The organism is Polaromonas sp. P1_F4 (assembly GCF_056405675.1).
Window position 1 is genome coordinate 47,298 of the sequence record NZ_JBFUBP010000014.1, and the last position, 18,684, is coordinate 65,981.

The following is an 18,684-nucleotide window of genomic DNA, read 5'->3' on the forward strand; positions in this document are numbered from 1 at the left end:
AACTATGCGTGCCAAGGCAATTTTGATCGCTGATTTGTTGAATGTCCCTCACGCAAAGCGAGGAAGGACAACAGGGAAGGACGGGCCGTGCTGCGCGCAGGCCAACGTCCAGAAAGCCTGGAGGCTTCCTGGACGCTGCAGTGCGATTTAACGGGAGGTGCACACGCCTGGCCGGCGGTGCGGCGCTGCTTAACCCGCGGAGTGTGCCCTGCCGTGTGCGGCAGGCACGTTGAAGTCGTTGGGGTAGGAGTTGTCGATGCTCAGCTTGTAGCCTTCATGCTGTGCCTGCTCCAGTTCGGCGCGGACTTCGGCGCGGGTCTTGGTGCTCGCAACGGGTGCGGCATCGGTTCCGGGATAGCCGCTGTCGCTGTTGACCTGGTACGACGCGCGTGGTGATTGCGCCAACTCTGCGCGGACATCGGCGCGGCTCAAGGTGCTGGCGGCGCTCACTTCATTGCCGGGGTAGTTGCTGTCCTGGGCAAAGCTGTTCGCCGAGGCGAGCGCTGCAAGGGCAAGAACGGATGCGGAAACAAGTTTCGTCGATTTCATGGTGAATTTCCTTTAAGAACAAGTGTGAAAACAGGCGGGACGGGCGTTGTGCCCGTGAGGCCTTCATCGTTGAGTCGCTTTGAATAGGTGGCTCACCGATGTATCAAACCTTGTTCCGCGGCGCAGATACACAAGTGCGTATTGGCAGAACATTCAATTGTCGAAACCGGAACAATAACGGTGTGTAGTCCTGGAACTTTTTGGCGTTCAAAAAGTTCGCCCACGTTTCTTCGCGATTTGTGAGACGTGTTTCACGAAGGGTGAAATGCCATGAACTAGGACAGCAACCAGGGCGGCTGCCATTGTTATGTGGGGCCGCGAGCCCGCTTTTCCACACCGGCCGCCCGGGTGAGTGCTTTTGCCGTGCGTCGGCGCAGGTTTTAGTCCTGCCGGGCTTCCATCTTCCTGATCACAGCGCGCGTGTACTCGGTCATGAATTCCAGAAACACACTGGTACGTGTCGGAATGAATTTGCGGCTGGGCAGCGCTGCATAGAGCGTGTTGGTGCCGGTGGTCCAGGGCGACAAAATACGTTGTAGCGCGCCGCTGTTGAGGTGGTTGGCCACCAGGTCGATGGATTGGCTCATGATGCCCGCACCGTCCACACAGGCGCGTATCAGCGTGTCCGAATGGTTCACCAACATGCTGGGCTCGATTTGCACCTCCACTTCGCGATTGTTTTCCTTCGGGTTGAACAAGCGCCAGCTGCGGTGGCGGTTGGCCTGTGCCTTGATGCGCATGCATTGATGATGGGGCAGGTCTTCAGGTTGTGCGGGTGTGCCGTGGCGGCGCAGGTAGTCTGGCGAGGCACAGAGAATGCCGGCGGAAGACGCAATGGGCCGGGCGATGATGTTGGCGTCAAAGGTGTCGGCAGCGCCCAGCAGGGTGAGGTCGTAGTCTTCCACGGGCGGCATCAAGGGAGAGTCCACATAGATATCCAGCACGACCTTGGGGTAGCGCCGCGCGAACTCCGCCACCAGGGGCGCAATCACGTGCACGGCAAATACCGGCGGGGTCAGGATGCGGATGACGCCGGACATTTCCTGCGCATGGGCCTGGGCGGCGGCATGCGCTTCGTCGATGTCATCGAGGATGTGGCGCACCCGTGCCAGGTAGGCCTCGCCGGCATCCGTCAGGGCCAGGCGTCGGGTGGTGCGCTGCAGCAGCCGCACGCCCAGGTGATCTTCCAGGTCGCCGACCAGCCGGGTCACCACGGCGGAAGACATGTCGAATTTGCGCGCGGCCGCCGCAAAACTCCCGTCATCCACCACCTGCTGAAACACACGCATTGATTGAAGCCGGTCCATGGGTTACCCCTAAATTAAGCCATCATTGTTGCTGATTTAACAGCAATGTATTGTCGGAATTGCTATTTTTTGATTGATTTGAATGGAATAAAGTTCATACATCGATGAGCCGAAGCCCACTACAAGGCGACTCACCGAGGCTGGACAGACGGGAAGATGAGCCCGCCATGCCCGGAACGTCACTTAACTTTGAGAGGATATTCATCATGAAATCGAACTTTATCGCCGCTTCCGTTGTTGCTGTTGCCGCCCTGACTTCCGTGGCTGCTTCTGCCCAAACCTTCAACTCCTATCTGTTTGACCAGATGCAGGCGCCCGCGACCAAAACCCGCGCGGAAGTAAAAAGCGACCTGCTGCAGGTCCAAAACGCCGGCTCCGCTTCGAGCTACAACGGCGCCACCGCCCAGCAAAACCTGGGCGCTCCCCGCGCCGAGAAGGCCGGTGCAGCACCCCAGGCTGCTGCTGAAGCTGTGAAGACCAGCCAGCAATAAGCCTTTACGGCGCCTGACCGGTCCCGACGCTTTTCGCCCCGGCAGCCTTTGGCTGCCGGGGCGATTGCATTTGGGCATGCGGGATTCACGCAGGCCGTATACGACAGTATCCGACCGCACTCTAGAATTCCCCTCATCTTGAGAACCTCCAACGCACCTTACGCCTTTGCCTTTGTCGCCGCACAGCTGTTGGCCCTGCCGGGCCTGGGTCTGGCGCTTTACCTTTACACCGTTGGCAATATGGCGGGCAGTGGTGGCTGGCTGCTGGGCGTGTTCGAACTGCTGTTTTCAGGCGTGGTGGTCCTGCCCGCGATGCTGCTGTGCGCGGTGCTCTTGCTGATTGCAGGCTTGTTCTCCCGGGTGCGGCCATGGGCTTGCCTCGTGCTGTTGCTGGTCAATGCGGCCGTGCTGGCTGTTGGCTGGGCGATCAGTCCAGCCACCGAAGCCGCCGGGCTGCTGGTCTGGGTCGCCACAGCGCTTTCGGCCGCGGCTGCTGCTGCGCTGGCGTGGCAGGCGTTCTCGCCGGCGACGAGGCCTGAGCGGAACATGCTGTGGGGACAACTCCTGCTGGCTGTCGGGCTTGGGATTGGATTGGGGCTGGCAGGCGGTGGCAGTGTCCCTGCTCCGTCACCTGCCGAGCCGGATCCCATGGCAGCGATACCGCCGGAGCGCGTATTCAAGGGATTGCTGGGCGGCAAGCCGGTGCACCTCGCGGTGCATGACTGCAAGGTTTACCGCGCGATACCCAAGGCGTCCAAGGAGCCCGGCGAGAACGGCTGGCAGATGGTGCTCGAACCCGATCTCTATCCCTTCTTCACGTATTGCGAGCGGCAGTCGCTGCAGGCAGACAACGGTGTTGTCACCGTCACCCTCGGGCGCATCGCCTTCGGTGCAGGGGGCTGCTGCGCCACGGGGGGCACTTACCGTTCCAGGGATGGCGAGCTATGGAAGAAGCTGTGAAGTCCGCCGAATAGGGCGCCGAATAAGCTGCGTTCGAATCGGCAGGGCATGACGTTGCTATAAAAACAATAGCTGCTTGCGCTCGTCCTGCTTGGGTCAAAGCCATTTTTCGCTTTGAAAATAGCTGTTTTTAGTTGTCCGGGGACGGTAAAAATCCGGAAAAATCCCCGCCAGGACGCGGTTTCAGGGCCTTTTTGTGTGCCAAATGTGCCGGTAGCCCAATAACAACGGGCGCGAGCAGCTATCAAAAATATAGCAATTCATCGATGCCCCCAGCCAACCCAACCGTTATCTAACCCGGCAGAGGCGCCCAGTGGTTGTCCAGCCGCACATTTTTGAGCGCCGGCAAAGCCGTGCGGCCCGCGACGTCGCGCGTCAGCGCGGCGAGCCGTCCGCCGGCCCACAACATGGCGTCAGCCTGTCCCGCGGCCGGAGCCGAGGTGACGGCGCAGGCTTCTTCCAGCGGAAAAAAGCCTGTCCAGCGCCCATCGGCCTGCCATACGGCCACGCCATTGGCGCGCGGGCAGCCCACGGCAAAACCACCCGCCGCCCAGGCGATGTCGCCGCCGTAACCGGCCAGCACACGTCCGTCGGCAGCGGCGCAGGTTTGCAATTTCTGGCCGTCAAAAAGCGCCAGCACGGGCGCGCGGGCCTTGGCCGCAGAGTCGTCATGCTCGGCCTGCAGCGCGATGCCCAGGACACGCGCACCGCCCGCCACCGGTGCGCTGCCCCAGGCCATGTGCCGCAGGCTCAGGCGCCTGTCGGCCAGGCGCCACTGGCCCAGCCGCGCGCCGCTGCGTGTGTCCAGCCGCACCAGCGAAGCGTCCATGCGGTCCATGTGAATTTTCAGGCGGCCGGTTTCAGGCAGCGCGGGAATGCCGCCGTTCGCCACGACCAAACTGCCGTCGTCGTCCAGCAAAAGTTCGTGCGGGTCCATGCCGTGGGTCGGCCATTCGGCCAATTTCTCCAGCGAGGCGGCATCGCGCAGGCCGATCACGCCTTCGCCGGTTTCGAGATGCGTTTCGGTGCTGTAGAGCGTTTTGCCGTCGGGGCTGGCGATCACGTGGCCGTTGAAGGCGCGGTCAGGGTCGGCCCAACCCCAGGCGATGGCCTGGCCGGCGTTGTCGCCTTCGGGCTTCCAGCGCAGCAGCCAGTCGCCCGGCCGGCGGGCCACCGCCAGCAGCGTGCCGCTGCGCTCGACCCACACGCCGTGGGCACGCGTAGGCACGTCGAGTGCGGCGCTGACCTGGAGCGCGGCGCCGCGATAGGCCAGCACACCGACCTGGTAGCCGTGCGCTGCCTCCCAGGCGGCGGCCAGCTGTTGCGGCCGGCTAGTAGCGGTGGCCGCTGCCAGCGCGGGATTGAGCCAGGCGCTGGTGCCAGCCGCTGCCAGTGCCAGCCATTGCCGGCGCCGCAGTGTTGTCAGGGCCTCAGCCTTTTTCATGCAAATTCCTAATCGCCGTCGGCATCTGAAAAGCCGATGCTCACTTCCAGCGCGGGCGCGATGTCGGCTTCGGCGAGTTTTTTCAGGTCGGCCAGCGAGCGCCCGGCGCTGCCCATGCCGGCCTTGTTGGCGGGCGATGCGCTTTGCATGGCTTTGTCGGCTTTGTTCACCGCTTGCGCGAGCTGGTTGGCCGGCTCGTTGCGGCCCAGTCCGCGCAAATAGGTTTCCAGCGGCGCCAGGCCGGCGCCGGGCAAAGGGGCTTCACGCGCCTGCGATGCGCCCAGTGTGCGCAGCGCCTGCCATTGCGCGGCCCAGCGCGCGGCCGTCTGGCCGCTGGCGCTGCGCGCGTAGGCGGCATTGCGGTTGCCTTGCGCGCCGGCCATGCGGGGTTTTTCCATCTCGGCCCAGCGCAGGCGTTCGAGTGCACCGGTCCACTGGTTGACCAGCTCGCTCATCGCCGGCCCATTGCTTTCTTCCGACTCGCCGGGTTGGCGCGCTGCCAGCTCGCTGAAAGCCTTCGCCAGCGTGTCGGCTTCGCGCTGGATGTCGGCGGCCACCTGCACCGCGTAGCGGCAGGCCGGCGTGGCGGGTGCAAACGACGAAACAGGCTGGTTCCACAGCAGCCACTCCAGGGCCGGCAAGCCTTTGGCCGGCGAGCCTATGCTTTCCATGGCCGTGGCATCTTGCGGCGCTGACTGAATCGCCCGCTTGATGAGCTCGGGCCGCGTCGGCGAAAAGTCGATCTGCCGCGCCGAGCGCCGCTGCACCAGCGGGCCGATTTGCACGCCGCTCAGGCGGTCCCAGGCGAGCGCAGTGGTTTTCCAGCGCTCTTTGGCTTGCTCCAGCTTTGCGGGTGCGGTGGTGGCGGTTGCGTCGCACACGGCTTGCATTGCCGCAGGCAAGCCGCCGGCCTGCTCGGCAAACGCGGTGGCTTGCGGCGCATACCAGAAGCGATGGATGCCGCGCATGAAATCACCCGCCGTGTAAAACGGCACGGCAACGTTGGGCGCGACCACTTGCGCCTGCGCCGTGCCGTCGGCCAGCAGCAGCGCGGCGGCGATGGCCGGCACGGCCTTGCGCCAGGCCGGCTGCAACAAAGAGGTGAGGGAATTCATCGGGCTGCTCCCTTGTGTGGGTTGTCGCTTGCGATGCCTGGGTCAGGCACTCGATACCTTCATGACGTTCATGGCACTCACAGCGATTCGAGGAATTTCACCAGCGCGGCGCGTTCCTGCGCATTCATCCGCAGGACTTTGTCCTTGCTGGCCTTGGCTTCGCCGTCGTGCCACAGCACGGCTTCCAGCGCGCCGCGCGCGCGGCCGTCGTGCAGCAGGCGGTTGTGGCCGTTCACGTCGGGCACCAGGCCGATGCCCCACAGCGGCGGCGTGCGCCATTGGCGGCCATCGGCCAGGAAGTCGGGCCGGCCATCGGCCAGGCCTTCGCCCATGTCGTGCAGCAGCAGGTCGGTGTAGGGCCAGATGGTCTGGCCCTGCACGGCCTTGCTGCCCAGCCGCGGAAACGGGCTTTCACCGGTGACGTAGCTCGGGCGGTGGCAGGCGGCGCACTGTGCTTCGGCAAACAGTTTCTGGCCGCGCACCACCTGGGCATCGCGCGGATTGCGGCGCGCCGCCGGTGCCAGTGTGGTTTCATAAAACACCACGTCGTTGAATGTTTTTTCGTCAATCTCGCTGGCCTTGCCCTGTGCGCCGCGCGGCGCCGCCAGGCAGTCTTTCTGGGCGGCCGTGCAGGTCTCTTTCGGAAAGACCGGCGAGGTGATGCCCATGTCGCCGAGGAAGGCGCCCGCGGTCTGGTGCGCCAGGGTGGCGACGTTGGCCTTCCAGCCGAAGCGGCCTGTGCGCATCTGCTGCGTCGGCGCGTCCCACACCTGGTTGACGACGCCGCGCACCGGGCTGTCAGATGCGGCCTGCTCGCGCGCATTGCGCAGGATTTCCGCTTCGGGAATCGCTTCGAGCAAACCCACGCCGGCCATCTGCGGCGCGATGCGCGGGCTCACCATCACATCTTTGACCATGGGGCCGTAGTGGAGTTTGCTGAAACCGTAGCGGGGCTTTTGCAGCTGGTAGGGGGTGCCGTCGGCGAACTTGCCGCGCACCACGTCGTAGCGCAGGGATATCTGTCCCTCTGGCATCACGCCCTGTACCGCGAAATTGGAAAACTGGTCGCCGTACACCGGGTCGGGCATGGGGCCGCCGTGCGCGTCCTTGCCCGGCACCGACAGGCGCAGCAGCAGGCCGACCGGCTGGTCGGCCAGGCCGCGGTTGAAGTCGGGCGGTGCGCCGCGCCCGTCCTGCACATGGCAGCCGCCACAGGAGCGGGCGATGAAGTGCGGGCCCAGGCCGTCACGCGCGGTGGTGGAGGACGGCGCCTGCACCCAGTTGCGCTTGAAGAAGGAATTGCCGATGACAAACCGCGTGCGTTCCTCATCGCCCAGGTTGGCCAGCGGAAATGAAAACGCGTTGTGGCCGGTGGCAAACACCGTGGTGTCGCCGCCGGTTTTCTCGTCGTCGGGCGCCGTACCGGCTTGCGCACCCGGCCCTGCCGACGCCCAGAAGGCCAGCCCTGCCAGTCCCGCCGCGGCCACGCAGGCAAGCACTGCACGCGCAGGGCGCGTGACCATCCGGAACGACGCGGTGTCGGCCATTAAGGTTTGACCAGGGTCAGCTTGGTGATGCCGGCGGCGTTGGCGGCTTCCACCAGGTCCTTGCTTTGCTGCACCAGGCTGTCGACGGTTTTTTGCACACGCAACCGGCCGGGTGCGTCTTTGGCGCCGACGATTTCGCGGTCAAACGGCGCCTGGATGCCTTCGGCGGCGGCGACGGATGCGGCGATCTGCTTGCTGGTGCGGTCTGCCAGTGCCGGGTTTTTCACCGCCACCAGGTCACGCAGTGAGGGGCCGGCCAGCGTCGTGCCGTCGGCGCGCTTGTACTGGCCCAGCCAGGCGTTCTGGATGCCTTTGGCGTTGTTCACCACGTCGCGGTGCGTGTTGTCGGAAAAGCACGAGTGCTCATCTTCCTGGTCCTGGCTGGCCAGGGCGACTTCGAGGCGCTCACCGGCGAGTTCACCGCGCGAGAGCGAGCCCAGGCCGACAAAAATCTTGCGCACCGACTCCATGCCGCCGCGCTCGAACTTCGCGCGGTAAGAGGCCGGCGTGGGAGCCCAGGCTTTGGTGAGGGTGCCGAGGTCGTCGACCAGCAGTTCGGTCACTACCTTGAGGTATTGGCGGCGGCGGTCGGCGTTGGGTTTCTTGCCGTCCACAAAATCTTCAAACGAACGGTTGCCCGGGCCGGTGGTGCTCAGGTCCTGGCCCCACAGCAAAAATTCAATCGCGTGCCAGCCGGTGGCGATGTTTTCTTCGCCATTGCGCTCGTTCAGGCTGGCCAGCCGTTTTTTGTTGATCACGGCCTTGCGGTTGTTGATGATGCCGGCGTTGGGTGCGTCCTTCACGTAGTCGACATAGGACTCGTCCATGGGCCAGGCATTGATGCGGCCTTCAGGGCCGTTTTTGTCATCGATCGGGCCGCCGTAAAAACGGAAGGCCTCGGTCTGGCCGTAATACTCGCGCGCGTCCAGCCAGGCCTTGCGCGCGGCCTTGAGGCCGTCGTCCGAAGGCGCGTCGGTAAAAGCCTGTACCGCTTTTTGCAGGATCAGCGTGCTGGCCAGCGTGTCGTCATAGTTTGATTGCACCAGGTGGGCGTAATGCTTTGCCACGGCGGCCGCCGTGGTGGCTGGTGCCGCCACTGTGCCAGGCGCGGTACCGGCCGCCGTTGCTGCGGGCTGGGCCATGGCGGGCACTGCAAGCAGGGCCACCAGGGCGGCAAGGATGGCGGGTTTCATTGCTGGTTTCATGACGACTCCTGTGTCTTTGTTAATCGGTCAAAGCGCGATTATACAAATGAGAATCGTTATCGTTATCAATAAGGTGACATTCTGTGAGGCTGTGCGGGATGCACACCGGCCGTTTTCTCAGGGCCTGCTTTGCTTGCCCGGTTTGCGCGCTTCATAGCGTTTCATCAGCGGCGTGACAGAAATGCCGTGGGCAATCACCGATGCGACGACCACCGCGAGCGTGATGGAAAGCAGCCGCTGCGCGAGCGCGGGCGGGAGGTGGTGGTTGATGGCGTAGAGCAGGTAATACAGCGAGCCGATGCCGCGAATGCCGAACCAGGCCATCAGGCGGCGCTGTGAACCCCTGACCGGGGTACCCAGCAGCCCGATAAAAACCGCCGCCGGCCGGATCACCAGGAACAGTGCCGGGATAAACCACAGCACTTCAGTGCGAAAGCGTGTGGTGGCGACCAGCACGCCCACGGCCAGCACGATGGCGACTTCCACGAAGCTTTCCAGCTGGCTGTTAAAGCGCTCTACTGCGCGCATCATGTGGGCGGGCGCTTCCGCGCCCGAGGCTTCCTGGTCATCGGGGCTCAGCGTTTCGTCGGGTGCGGCCGCAGCCTGGGGTACGGGCCGCGCATCGGGCTCGTCGATGCGGCGCAGCGCCAGGCCCGCCGCAAACACCGCCAGGAAGCCGTAAGTCTGAAAGAGCAGCGCCAGGCCGTACGTCAACCCGATGAGTCCCAGCGCGATGAATTCGTCCGAGCCCAGTGCTTCGCGGTGGCGCATGCGCAGGTAGAGGATGGCGCGGCCCACCAGCGTGCCCAGCAGCCAGCCCAGGGCGAGACCGCCGGCCACGGCCCACAGCACGTCGACGGCCCACCAGCGCCAGCCGCCTTCGCCGAGTTCGTGCAGGCCCAGCAGGCCCAGCCCGAGCATCACAAATGGAAATGCGGTGCCGTCGTTCAGCCCGCCTTCACCGGTGAGGCCGAAACGCAGGCGGTCGCGGTCGCCCGGGTTGGCCACCTGCACATCGGAGGCCAGCACCGGGTCGGTCGGCGCGAGGATGGCGCCCAGCAGCACCGCGGCGCCTACGGGCAGATCCAGCACATAAACGCCCAGTGCGGTGATGGCGGCCACGGTGACCACCATCGACACGGTTGCGAGTTGCACCGGAATCCGCCAGCGGCCATCCCGTACGCGGAACTCGAGCTTCATGCCCGCGGTGAACAGCGAGATCAGTACCGCCACCTCCGTGAGGCGCTCCAGCAGCACCGTGTTCTTGAGGGCGTCGAGTTTGAGCAGCCCCAGCCCAACGGGACTGACCGCCACACCAACACCGAGGTACAGCATGGCGGCACTCAGAGGCAACCGTGCAATGAAAGAGCCGCCCAGGGTCATGGCAATCAGTAGCGCACCGGCCACGATGCAGGCCAGCGTGAAGGTGGTGGGCTCGGTCATGGCGCAGCCGGTGCGCGCAGTGACAGGCACGCGCAAGAACCGGTGGAGATGGCGACGAGGGGCATCCGCACAGCTTAAAGCAAGGCGGCGCGCAGGTGGCTGTTCGCGGCCGCGGCCCGCATGCGGCTGCGGGAGTGCCGGGTGCACTTCAGGATTTAAGCGAAAAAGCTCTCAGAGCCAATACAATCGGGCGCTAGTAGCTATAAAAAATATAGCAGGTGAGCCTGCGGCTGCCGCCGCAACCCGGCGGAATTACCAGTCCACCAGGCTCAGGCCGATGCTCAGAACATTGCGCTTTCGGTTGTAGTCCACGAGGCTGTCACCGTAGCCGCTGAAAAGCTGCACGTGATAACGCAGGCCGGTGTAGTTGGGCGACGAGGCCGGCGCCATCATCCAGTCAAACCGGGCCGAGCCGCGGGCTTCCTTGCGCAGCGAGTGGCGCAGCGTGACGCCCACCGTGTTGGCCTTGTTGATCTGCCAGCTGCCCGTGACTTCCGCGCGGCCCACATAGTTTTCGATGCCGGGGTTGTCGTCATTGCCCGAGGACTCCCTGAGCCGGTCCCAGATACGCCCCTGAAGGATCAGGCCCGAGTCCTGGCCCAATGTTTTCTCGGCGGCGCCCATCAGGTAGACGCGGTTCCAGCTGCGCGACAGCGGCAGCGACTGGCCGTTGGACTGGTGCACCAGCCCCAGGCCCGAGAGCCGGTAGTTCCAGCCACCGGCCAAAGGGATCTGGTGCGGGTAGATGTAGATCACCTCGGGCTCGTGGTCGGTGGTGCGAAACGGCCGCGAGATGCTGCCGTTGAACAGTTGCCAATAGCTTTGCTGCGTGTAGCCGAACCATACCGAGTCATGGTCGTCGTCGTCGTTGTCGCCGCTTTTCAGCAGGCCTTTGGCGACCTTGGTGCGCACCGACAGCTGGATTTTGTTTTCAGTGCGCATATAGGGCACAGAGGTCAGCGCGGTATGCCCGGCGGAGGGTGATGAGGGTTGCGTGTTCACGCTGTCGGCGGTGGAAACGGCCAGCGTGATCGGCCGGTAGCCGCGCAGCGAGAACGTGTCGCAGTCGGTGCCGCGCTGCAGTTCCCAGAAGCGGGACAGTTCCGAGTACCTGGTGTTTTTGCAGCCGATCGGCTTGCCGTCCGGCGCTTCGGTGTTCAGTGATGGCAACAGCAGCACCGGAGTAGCCGGCTGGCCGGTCTGGGCATTGGCCGGCGCTGTGGTCAGGCTGGGTGCGGGCGTGTTGGCGGGCGTTTGCGCATCGGCCCATTGCTGGAAGCAGGTGAGCTGCGCCGCAGGGTCGCCCTTCATGGCCTGGCAGGTTTGCCAGCCTGTGCTGGATGGGCGGTTTGCCGGCGTGGCCTGTGCATGTGCCGCAGCCGTGGTGCCAAGACCCAGGAGGGCCAGAAGCACCGTGCAAAGCGATGCAGCAGCAGGATTGAGAGATTTCAGTGGCATGGCTCGGTCTTGAAAATTGCGCTGTTCAGGGCAGCCGGGTCAGCGTAAAAGGCACATCGGGTGCATTGTCGGGGGCGCTGCTGCTGGTGTCTTTCCAGGTGCCCTTGAAGGCCTTGCCGCAAGACCCTTCAACCATTTCACCGTTCCAGGTGCCGGTGATGCTGACATTGTCGGAGGATTCGTCGAGCAGCAACATGCCACCCTCCAGGTCACCGGCCAATGCGGCCTTGGCCGCATGTCCTGCAATGGCTTTGGAGCCAACGGCCGGACCCAGGTCGCGGCTCACGATGCCGGCCAGGCTTTCGGCGAATTCGGCATGCCGTTCCAGCAGCATGGTGGCGCGGGCCGGCAAGCCGGCAGGTGGGCGGTCAAAACGCACGGCCCACAGGCCATGGAGTTGTGCGGCTTTCATCTCCGTGGCGGCCGGGCACGCGGCGTCGGGTTTCGTTTGGGCCGTAGCACTAGCGGATATTGCGCAAGCGGCGATTAAAAAAAGAGCGCGTCGAAGAAAAAGCAAAGTCATGAACAAGTGAGTGCACGGCCTGGCCGTGCGGTACGGGCTGTAGCAAGGCAGCAAGGCGGACGGAGCGGCCAAGGCTGCAGTGCAGGGGGTGAAACGGAAAACTCGGGCACGCGAGTGCGGGGTTGATGCAACGCGCAGGCCGTGGAGCTTGCGCACTATCTCATGAATAGATCTCAATCAGGTAAAGCACCGGTAAAAACCCGCGGCCTGAAACGGTTTGTAACCACAGCACTGAAAACGCCTTCATGCGGCCCGGCACCTGATCTCGCGCCGAATTAACCACGGAACAGGGCTGCGCTAGCGCGTCTCTGCCGCCGCTGCTGCCGCCGCAATCCCGTCCGCTGACTTCTTCGCAAACTCCGCACGCAGGGCCTTGAGCTTTTCTCGCGGGTCTTCTTTCACCGTGGCCTTGTCCAGCGCCATCTCGGCGATGAAGCGGCTGGGCGCGCCGGGAATCATGTCGCGGCCCTTCTTGCGTTTGCGCAGCCAGTTCACAGCCAGCGTGCGTTGTGCGCGGGTGATGCCTACATACATCAGGCGGCGCTCTTCCTGCAGGCGCAATGCGATGCTGTCGGTGTTGACGCCGTCATCGTCTTCCAGCTTGAAGGGCAGCAGGCCTTCGTTCACGCCGGCCAGTACCACGTGTGGCCATTCCAGGCCTTTGGCGGCGTGCAGGGTTGAAAGGGTGACCACGTTCTGGTCGCCTTCGCGTTCGCTGATGGTGGAAAGCAGCGCAATGGTCTGCACCACTTCGAGCATGGTTTTGGTCTCGGCGGCCACCACGGCGCCTGAGGCGTCGTCGATCTGCCCACCGCAGCGCTGGGCCACCCAGTCGCAGAAATCCATCACATTGGTCCAGCGCGCGACCGCGAGTTTTTCGCTGTCTTCACCGTCGTAGAGGTGCTTCTCGTAGTCGATTTCCTTGAGCCAGTCGTTCAGGAAAACGCGCGCGTCCTCCGCGCCCACAGTGCGCTTGGCGCGGTATTCGAGGTCGTTGAGGTAGCGGCCAAACTCATGCAGCGAACCGACCGCCTTGGCCGGCAGCACCGAGCCCAGCGAGTTGCTGAAGAGCGCCTCGAAAAGGCTTTGCTTCGACTGGCTCGCGAAGGTGCCGAGTGCGCCCAGCGTGGTGTGGCCGATGCCGCGCTTGGGTGTGGTCACCGCGCGCATGAACGCCGGGTCGTCGTTGTTGTTGACCAGCAGCCGCATCCAGCAGCACAGGTCCTTGATTTCAGCACGGTCGAAAAAACTCTGGCCGCCCGAAACTTTGTACGGAATGTTGGCTTTGCGAAAGGCCTTCTCAAAAGGCTTGGCCAGATGGTTGGCGCGGTACAGCACGCAAAAATCTTTCCACTCCTTGTACTGCCCGCCTTCTGCCTGCAAGCTGCCTTCGGCGCGCAGGCTCTGGATGCGGGCCACCACGCGTTCGGCTTCGTGCTCTTCGCTGTCGCAATCGATCACGCGCACCGGCTCGCCTTCGCCGAGCTCGCTGAACAGCGTCTTGGGAAACAGCTTGGGGTTGGGGCCGATCACGTTGTTGGCCGCGCGCAGGATGGCGCTGGTGGAGCGGTAGTTCTGCTCGAGCTTCACGACCTTGAGGTTGGGGTAGTCCTGCGGCAGCTTTTTCAGGTTGTCCAGCGTGGCGCCACGCCAGCCGTAAATCGACTGGTCGTCGTCGCCCACGGCGGTGAAGCGCCCACGCGGGCCCACCAGCAGTTTGAGCATTTCGTACTGCGTGGCGTTGGTGTCCTGGTATTCGTCGACCAGCACATGGCCCAGCGACTGCTGCCATTTTTCGCGCACGCTGTCGTGCTCGCGCAGCAGCTTGAGCGGCAGGCCGACCAGGTCGTCGAAGTCGACGCTCTGGTAGGCGGTCAGGCGCTCTTCGTAGTGCGCCATGACGCGGGCAATGGCACGCTCTTCGTCGCCATTGGCCTGCGCCAGGGCTTCGGCTGCGTTGAGGCCCATGTTCTTCCACAGGCTGATGGTCCATTGCCATTGCCGCGCCGTGGCCGCATCGGTGCTGCCGCCAGCGTCCTTGATGATGCTGGTCACGTCATCGCTGTCGAGAATCGAGAACTGGGGTTTGAGGCCCAGCGCCGCGCCGTCCTGGCGCAGCATGCGCACGCCCAGTGCGTGGAAGGTGCAGACCAGCACGCCCTTGGCGCTTTTGCCGATCAGCGCCTTGGCCCGCTCGCGCATTTCAGCGGCGGCCTTGTTGGTGAAGGTGATCGCGGCAATCTGTTCGGGCCTGAGCCCTGACTGGATCAGCCGGCCTATCTTGTGCGTGATCACCCGCGTCTTGCCTGAACCGGCGCCCGCCAGTACCAGGCAGGGACCATGCAGGTAGTTCACGGCTTCTTGTTGGGCGAGGTTCAGGCCGTGGGTCATGAAAAAGAATCGGTTCCAGGGGAAAAATGCGCGGGACCGGCCTTGTCAGGTACTGCCGGTGAACGGCAAATCATAGCGGCTGCCCTTTTTGGCGCCTGCAGCGCAGGCCGGGACCGCGCAGCAGGTTTCATGCCGGTCGGTCTGGCCGGGTGAAAAACCGCAGCCGAACAACCGGCTTCAACTGGGGATTCAGGCAATAAAAGCCTGCAGGGTAATGCTTGCCAGCGCAAGCAGCTATCAAATTAGTAGCGATCGATCTGGCTCGGCTTCATGCGTTCCGGCTCGCCGGGGCGAACCCACCCTGCGTCAACGACAGTGCCTGGGCTGCCTGCTGCAGCAGCAGGCGCACGGTTTTCTGGTCGGGGCCGACGTGGCGGTCTATGCGCCGCACGTATGGGCAGGTCAACGCGGCCAGGGCGCTGTGGTCGGGCCCGAAGATGGGGCAGGAAATATCGGCCACGCCGAAAGACTGCAGACTGTCGCGCTCGAAATAGCCTTGCTCCCGGATGACACCGAGGGCGGCAACCAATGCATCGGACCCTATCGGCACTTCGCCTTCGAGTGCGGTGTGTTGGGCCAGCATTTGCTGAGCCTGGCTGGCATCCGCGAAAGCCAGCAATACCCGGCCCGAAGCGGTATCGACCAGCCCGACATGCACGCCCACGCGGATCGTCATGCTCCAGGTGCCGGGGCCGTTGACCTGCGCGGTGATCAGCACGTTGCCCTGGTCATAGACGCCCATGTGGCAGGCCTGCTCAGCCTTGTGCGCAAAGGCCTCCATGATGGGAATGGCCTGGGTCACCAGCCGGTTGAGCGGTGGATGCATGTGCGCCAGCGTGAAGAGTTTCAGGCTCAGCGAATAGCGGTCGCCCGAGAGCGAACGCATGACATATTGCCGTGCCACCAACCGCTCCAGCATGCGGTAGATCTCGCTCGCGTTGCGGTCCATTTCCTTGACGATCTCCGCGCGCGTCAGGCCCTGCGGCTGGCGAGCCAGCAACTCAAGGATGTCCAGGCCCTTGTCAAGCGCCGGTGCTCTGTAGCGGTCGTCGGCAAGAGGCGGGGATGCGGTGGCGCCAGCGTCGTTCGGGTTGTGGTCATTCGTCGGGAGAACGGAATATTTTTGTGTCATGGCGGCAGGGTGGGTGAGGTCAGAAGCATTGCAATTTTGATATGTAACGCAGCGCTCCTGATATGGCACGCGGCGCTCGCGAAGACTTTCGCCTTCATTGTTTTAGATTTATTTACTTTTGCACTTAATGTTCATCAATAAATTAAATCCTGACCTAGGGAAAGTCCGGAGCTTGGAAAGATGAGCAAATTTCTATGATTCACACCGCTTCGATCCATAAGTGAATAGATTGTTCATCAATGAACCATTTGTAACAATAAGTTTCCTGATTTTGGTGCCTTCGCCTCATTGAACGGTTCCGTCAACGCAAAAAGGTTTTTGTCATGCACCCAGGAAGTTTGGAAGGAAAAACAGTATCGATCTGCGCGGCCGCCCAAGGCGTCGGCCTGGCCCGTACACCGGTTTGCCGGGCCCCGGGTGATTCCGGGCGTTGCTGCAGCGCCTGGTTGGGGCGCACTCCGGGCCAGTCGGCGGGCCGTCTGGCCACGGTCAACGACATCGCGCCGATCTGAGCAAGCACCGCGCCAGCCCGGAACCGCCCATGACACCTCTTGTGAGCATCAGCAACCTGTGCAAATCCTTTCCGGGAGTGCGCGCATTGCACAACGCCCGGCTTGAGATTGCTGCAGGCGAGGTGCACGCGCTGATGGGTGAGAACGGCGCCGGGAAATCGACCCTGATGAAGATACTGGCCGGGGTCTACCAGAAGGATGCGGGCGAGATCAGCATCGACGGTCAGGCGGTCGAGATTGCCAGCCCGCGCGCTGCCCAAGCATTGGGTATCGGCATCATCCACCAGGAACTCAACCTGATGAGCCATCTGAGCGTGGCGCAGAACATCTTCATCGGACGCGAGCCGATCGGGCGGCTTGGGCTGTTCATCGATACCGAGAAGATGGCCCGCGACACGAAAGCGATTTTCGACCGCCTGAACCTGAACCTGGAACCGCACACGCTGGTCTGCGACCTGACAGTGGCGCGCCAGCAGATGGTCGAGATTGCCAAGGCGCTGTCGTTCGACTCGCGCGTGCTGATCATGGATGAGCCCACTGCCGCGCTGAACAATGCCGAAATCGACGACTTGTTCCGCATCATCGGCCAGCTCAAGCGCCATGGCGTTGGCATCGTGTACATCTCGCACAAGATGGACGAGCTCAAGCGCATCTCGGACCGCGTGACGGTGATGCGCGACGGCCAGTACATCGGCACCGTGCCGACTGCCACCACCAGCATGGACACCATCATCGGCATGATGGTCGGGCGCGCGCTGCTTGAAGACGAGAGGCCGCCGGCAACCGGTCAGGGCCGGGAGACCGTGCTGGAGGTGCGCGGGCTCAATCGCGGCCGTACGATCAAGGATGTCAGTTTCACCGTGCGCAAGGGCGAAATCCTCGGGTTTGCCGGCCTGATGGGCGCGGGCCGGACCGAAGTGGCGCGTGCCGTGTTCGGCGCCGACAAAAGGGATTCAGGGGAGATCTGGGTCAGGGGCCGCCAGATCGGGGTGCATAGCCCGGCCGACGCGGTTGAGCACGGCATCGGCTACCTGTCGGAAGACCGCAAGCACTTCGGTCTGGCCACCGGCATGGATGTGCAGACCAACATTGTGCTGTCGAGCCTGCGGCGGTTCTTGAGCTTCGGGTTTCTTCTCAAACCCGCTGCCATACAGGACACGGCTGCGAAGCTGATCGCGCAACTGGGCATCAAGACCCCAAGCGCGCTGCAGAAAGTGGCGCTGCTGTCGGGGGGTAACCAGCAAAAAATCGTCGTCGCCAAATGGCTGGTGCGCGACTGCGAGATCCTGTTTTTTGACGAGCCTACGCGCGGCATTGACGTGGGCGCCAAGAGCGAAATCTACAAGCTGCTCAATGCGCTGGCGGCTCAGGGCCGTGCCATCGTGATGATCTCCTCCGAACTGCCCGAGGTGCTGCGGCTGAGCCACCGCATCGTGGTGATGTGTGAGGGCCGCATCACGGGCGAGCTGGCGGCACGGGATGCGACCCAGGAAAAAATCATGCAGCTCGCCACCCAGCGCGAAGCCCCGGCTGCCGTTTCCGGCATGGTTGCCGCTGTTGCATTCTAAAAAAACACCGGAACCATCACCCATGACCGTCTCCAAGTTGCTGCAAGGTTTCAAAACTGCAGCTTTTAGCAGCAACACCCGTCAAAAGCTGTTGGCATTTGCCAGCTTGCTGGGGTTGCTGATTTTCTTCAGCATGGCCTCGTCCAGCTTCATGCAGACCGACAACATGGTGGGCATTTTGCAGGCCACTGCGGTTAACGGTGTGCTGGCCATCGCCTGCACCTTTGTCATCATCACCTCGGGCATCGACCTGTCGGTGGGCACCCTGATGACCTTTTGCGCAGTCATGGCCGGGGTGGTGCTGACCTATTGGGGCCTGCCCTTCTACCTGGGCGTGCTGGCTGCCATTTTCTTCGGTGCGTTCTCTGGCTTCACCTCGGGCGTGCTGATTGCCAAGCTGAAGATTCCGCCGTTCATTGCCACGCTGGGCATGATGCTCATGCTCAAAGGCCTGTCGCTGGTCATCACCCAATCCAAGCCAATCTATTTCAACGACACGCCGGAGTTTTCGGTCATTTCCCAGGAGTCGTTGATCGGTTATTTCCTGCCCGATCTGCCCATCCCCAATGCGGTGCTGATCCTGTTTGTGGTGGCGGTGGTATCAAGTCTGATCCTGAACAAGACGGTGCTGGGGACCTACACCTTCGCGCTGGGCAGCAACGAAGAGGCGGTACGCCTGTCGGGCGTGAATGTGGACCGCTGGAAGATCATTGTCTACACGCTCAGCGGCGCGATTTGCGGCGTGGCCGGGCTGCTCATCGCCTCGCGCCTGAATTCCGCGCAGCCGGCGCTGGGCCAGGGCTACGAGCTGGATGCGATTGCCGCCGTCGTGATCGGAGGCACTTCGCTCAGCGGCGGGGCCGGCACGATTCTGGGCACCATCATCGGCGCGTTCATCATGAGTGTGCTGACCAACGGGCTGCGCATCATGTCGGTGGCCCAGGAGTGGCAGACGGTGGTGACCGGCCTGATCATCATCGTGGCGGTGTATGCCGATATTTTGCGAAAGCGCAGGTAAATGCAAGCAAGTGCAGTTCTT

Annotated in this window: 15 protein-coding genes; 4 read left to right on the forward strand and 11 right to left on the reverse strand. The window is 63.2% G+C overall.

The genetic code is table 11. The annotated features are described in order from the left end of the window. Window positions 1-189: 189 nt before the first annotated feature. Window positions 190-549, reverse strand: a complete 360-nt coding sequence (locus AC1DYQ_RS21165) for a DUF4148 domain-containing protein (RefSeq protein WP_477688446.1) — start codon at window positions 547-549, stop codon at window positions 190-192. Window positions 550-929: 380 nt separating this feature from the next. Further along, window positions 930-1,856 (reverse strand): LysR family transcriptional regulator, encoded by a 927-nt coding sequence (locus AC1DYQ_RS21170; protein ID WP_477688447.1) that lies wholly within the window; start codon window positions 1,854-1,856, stop codon window positions 930-932. Between the two features lie 206 nt (window positions 1,857-2,062). Between AC1DYQ_RS21170 and AC1DYQ_RS21175 the strand changes: the two genes are divergently transcribed. Next, entirely contained in the window at window positions 2,063-2,347 is a 285-nt protein-coding gene (locus AC1DYQ_RS21175) for a DUF4148 domain-containing protein (protein WP_477688448.1), read from the forward strand. A gap of 138 nt (window positions 2,348-2,485) precedes the next feature. Next, window positions 2,486-3,307 (forward strand): hypothetical protein, encoded by an 822-nt coding sequence (locus AC1DYQ_RS21180; protein ID WP_477688449.1) that lies wholly within the window; start codon window positions 2,486-2,488, stop codon window positions 3,305-3,307. A gap of 292 nt (window positions 3,308-3,599) precedes the next feature. Here AC1DYQ_RS21180 and AC1DYQ_RS21185 read toward each other — a convergent pair whose 3' ends face one another. The 9 genes from AC1DYQ_RS21185 to AC1DYQ_RS21225 form a co-directional block, all read right to left on the reverse strand. Beyond that, entirely contained in the window at window positions 3,600-4,751 is a 1,152-nt protein-coding gene (locus tag AC1DYQ_RS21185) for a DUF1513 domain-containing protein (protein ID WP_477688450.1), read from the reverse strand. A gap of 8 nt (window positions 4,752-4,759) precedes the next feature. Beyond that, on the reverse strand, window positions 4,760-5,866 hold the full coding sequence (locus AC1DYQ_RS21190; RefSeq protein ID WP_477688451.1) for an imelysin family protein: 1,107 nt from the start codon (window positions 5,864-5,866) through the stop codon (window positions 4,760-4,762). 77 nt (window positions 5,867-5,943) lie between these two features. Continuing rightward, window positions 5,944-7,413 carry a di-heme oxidoreductase family protein gene (locus tag AC1DYQ_RS21195; protein ID WP_477688452.1) on the reverse strand — a complete coding sequence of 490 codons (1,470 nt, stop codon included), beginning with the start codon at window positions 7,411-7,413 and terminating at the stop codon, window positions 5,944-5,946. Next, complete coding sequence (locus tag AC1DYQ_RS21200; RefSeq protein WP_477688453.1) at window positions 7,413-8,618, reverse strand: imelysin family protein; 1,206 nt, start codon at window positions 8,616-8,618, stop codon at window positions 7,413-7,415. Before AC1DYQ_RS21200 ends, AC1DYQ_RS21195 begins: the two co-directional genes overlap by 1 nt. Before the next feature lie 117 nt (window positions 8,619-8,735). Continuing rightward, on the reverse strand, window positions 8,736-10,061 hold the full coding sequence (locus AC1DYQ_RS21205; RefSeq protein ID WP_477688454.1) for a cation:proton antiporter: 1,326 nt from the start codon (window positions 10,059-10,061) through the stop codon (window positions 8,736-8,738). A gap of 252 nt (window positions 10,062-10,313) precedes the next feature. Continuing rightward, window positions 10,314-11,519, reverse strand: a complete 1,206-nt coding sequence (locus tag AC1DYQ_RS21210; RefSeq protein WP_477688455.1) for a phospholipase A — start codon at window positions 11,517-11,519, stop codon at window positions 10,314-10,316. 25 nt (window positions 11,520-11,544) lie between these two features. Continuing rightward, window positions 11,545-11,931 (reverse strand): hypothetical protein, encoded by a 387-nt coding sequence (locus AC1DYQ_RS21215; protein ID WP_457282668.1) that lies wholly within the window; start codon window positions 11,929-11,931, stop codon window positions 11,545-11,547. A gap of 408 nt (window positions 11,932-12,339) precedes the next feature. Further along, window positions 12,340-14,433 (reverse strand): ATP-dependent helicase, encoded by a 2,094-nt coding sequence (locus AC1DYQ_RS21220; protein WP_477688456.1) that lies wholly within the window; start codon window positions 14,431-14,433, stop codon window positions 12,340-12,342. A 268-nt stretch (window positions 14,434-14,701) separates the two neighbouring features. After that, window positions 14,702-15,565: an IclR family transcriptional regulator gene (locus AC1DYQ_RS21225; RefSeq protein WP_477688457.1), complete on the reverse strand. Its 864-nt coding sequence runs from the start codon at window positions 15,563-15,565 to the stop codon at window positions 14,702-14,704. Window positions 15,566-16,106: 541 nt separating this feature from the next. Here AC1DYQ_RS21225 and AC1DYQ_RS21230 point away from each other — a divergent pair. Both AC1DYQ_RS21230 and AC1DYQ_RS21235 read left to right on the forward strand, forming a co-directional pair. Continuing rightward, window positions 16,107-17,645, forward strand: coding sequence for a sugar ABC transporter ATP-binding protein (locus AC1DYQ_RS21230; RefSeq protein WP_477688458.1), 1,539 nt, complete (start codon window positions 16,107-16,109; stop codon window positions 17,643-17,645). 22 nt (window positions 17,646-17,667) lie between these two features. Continuing rightward, window positions 17,668-18,663: an ABC transporter permease gene (locus AC1DYQ_RS21235; RefSeq protein ID WP_477688459.1), complete on the forward strand. Its 996-nt coding sequence runs from the start codon at window positions 17,668-17,670 to the stop codon at window positions 18,661-18,663. Window positions 18,664-18,684: the final 21 nt, after the last annotated feature.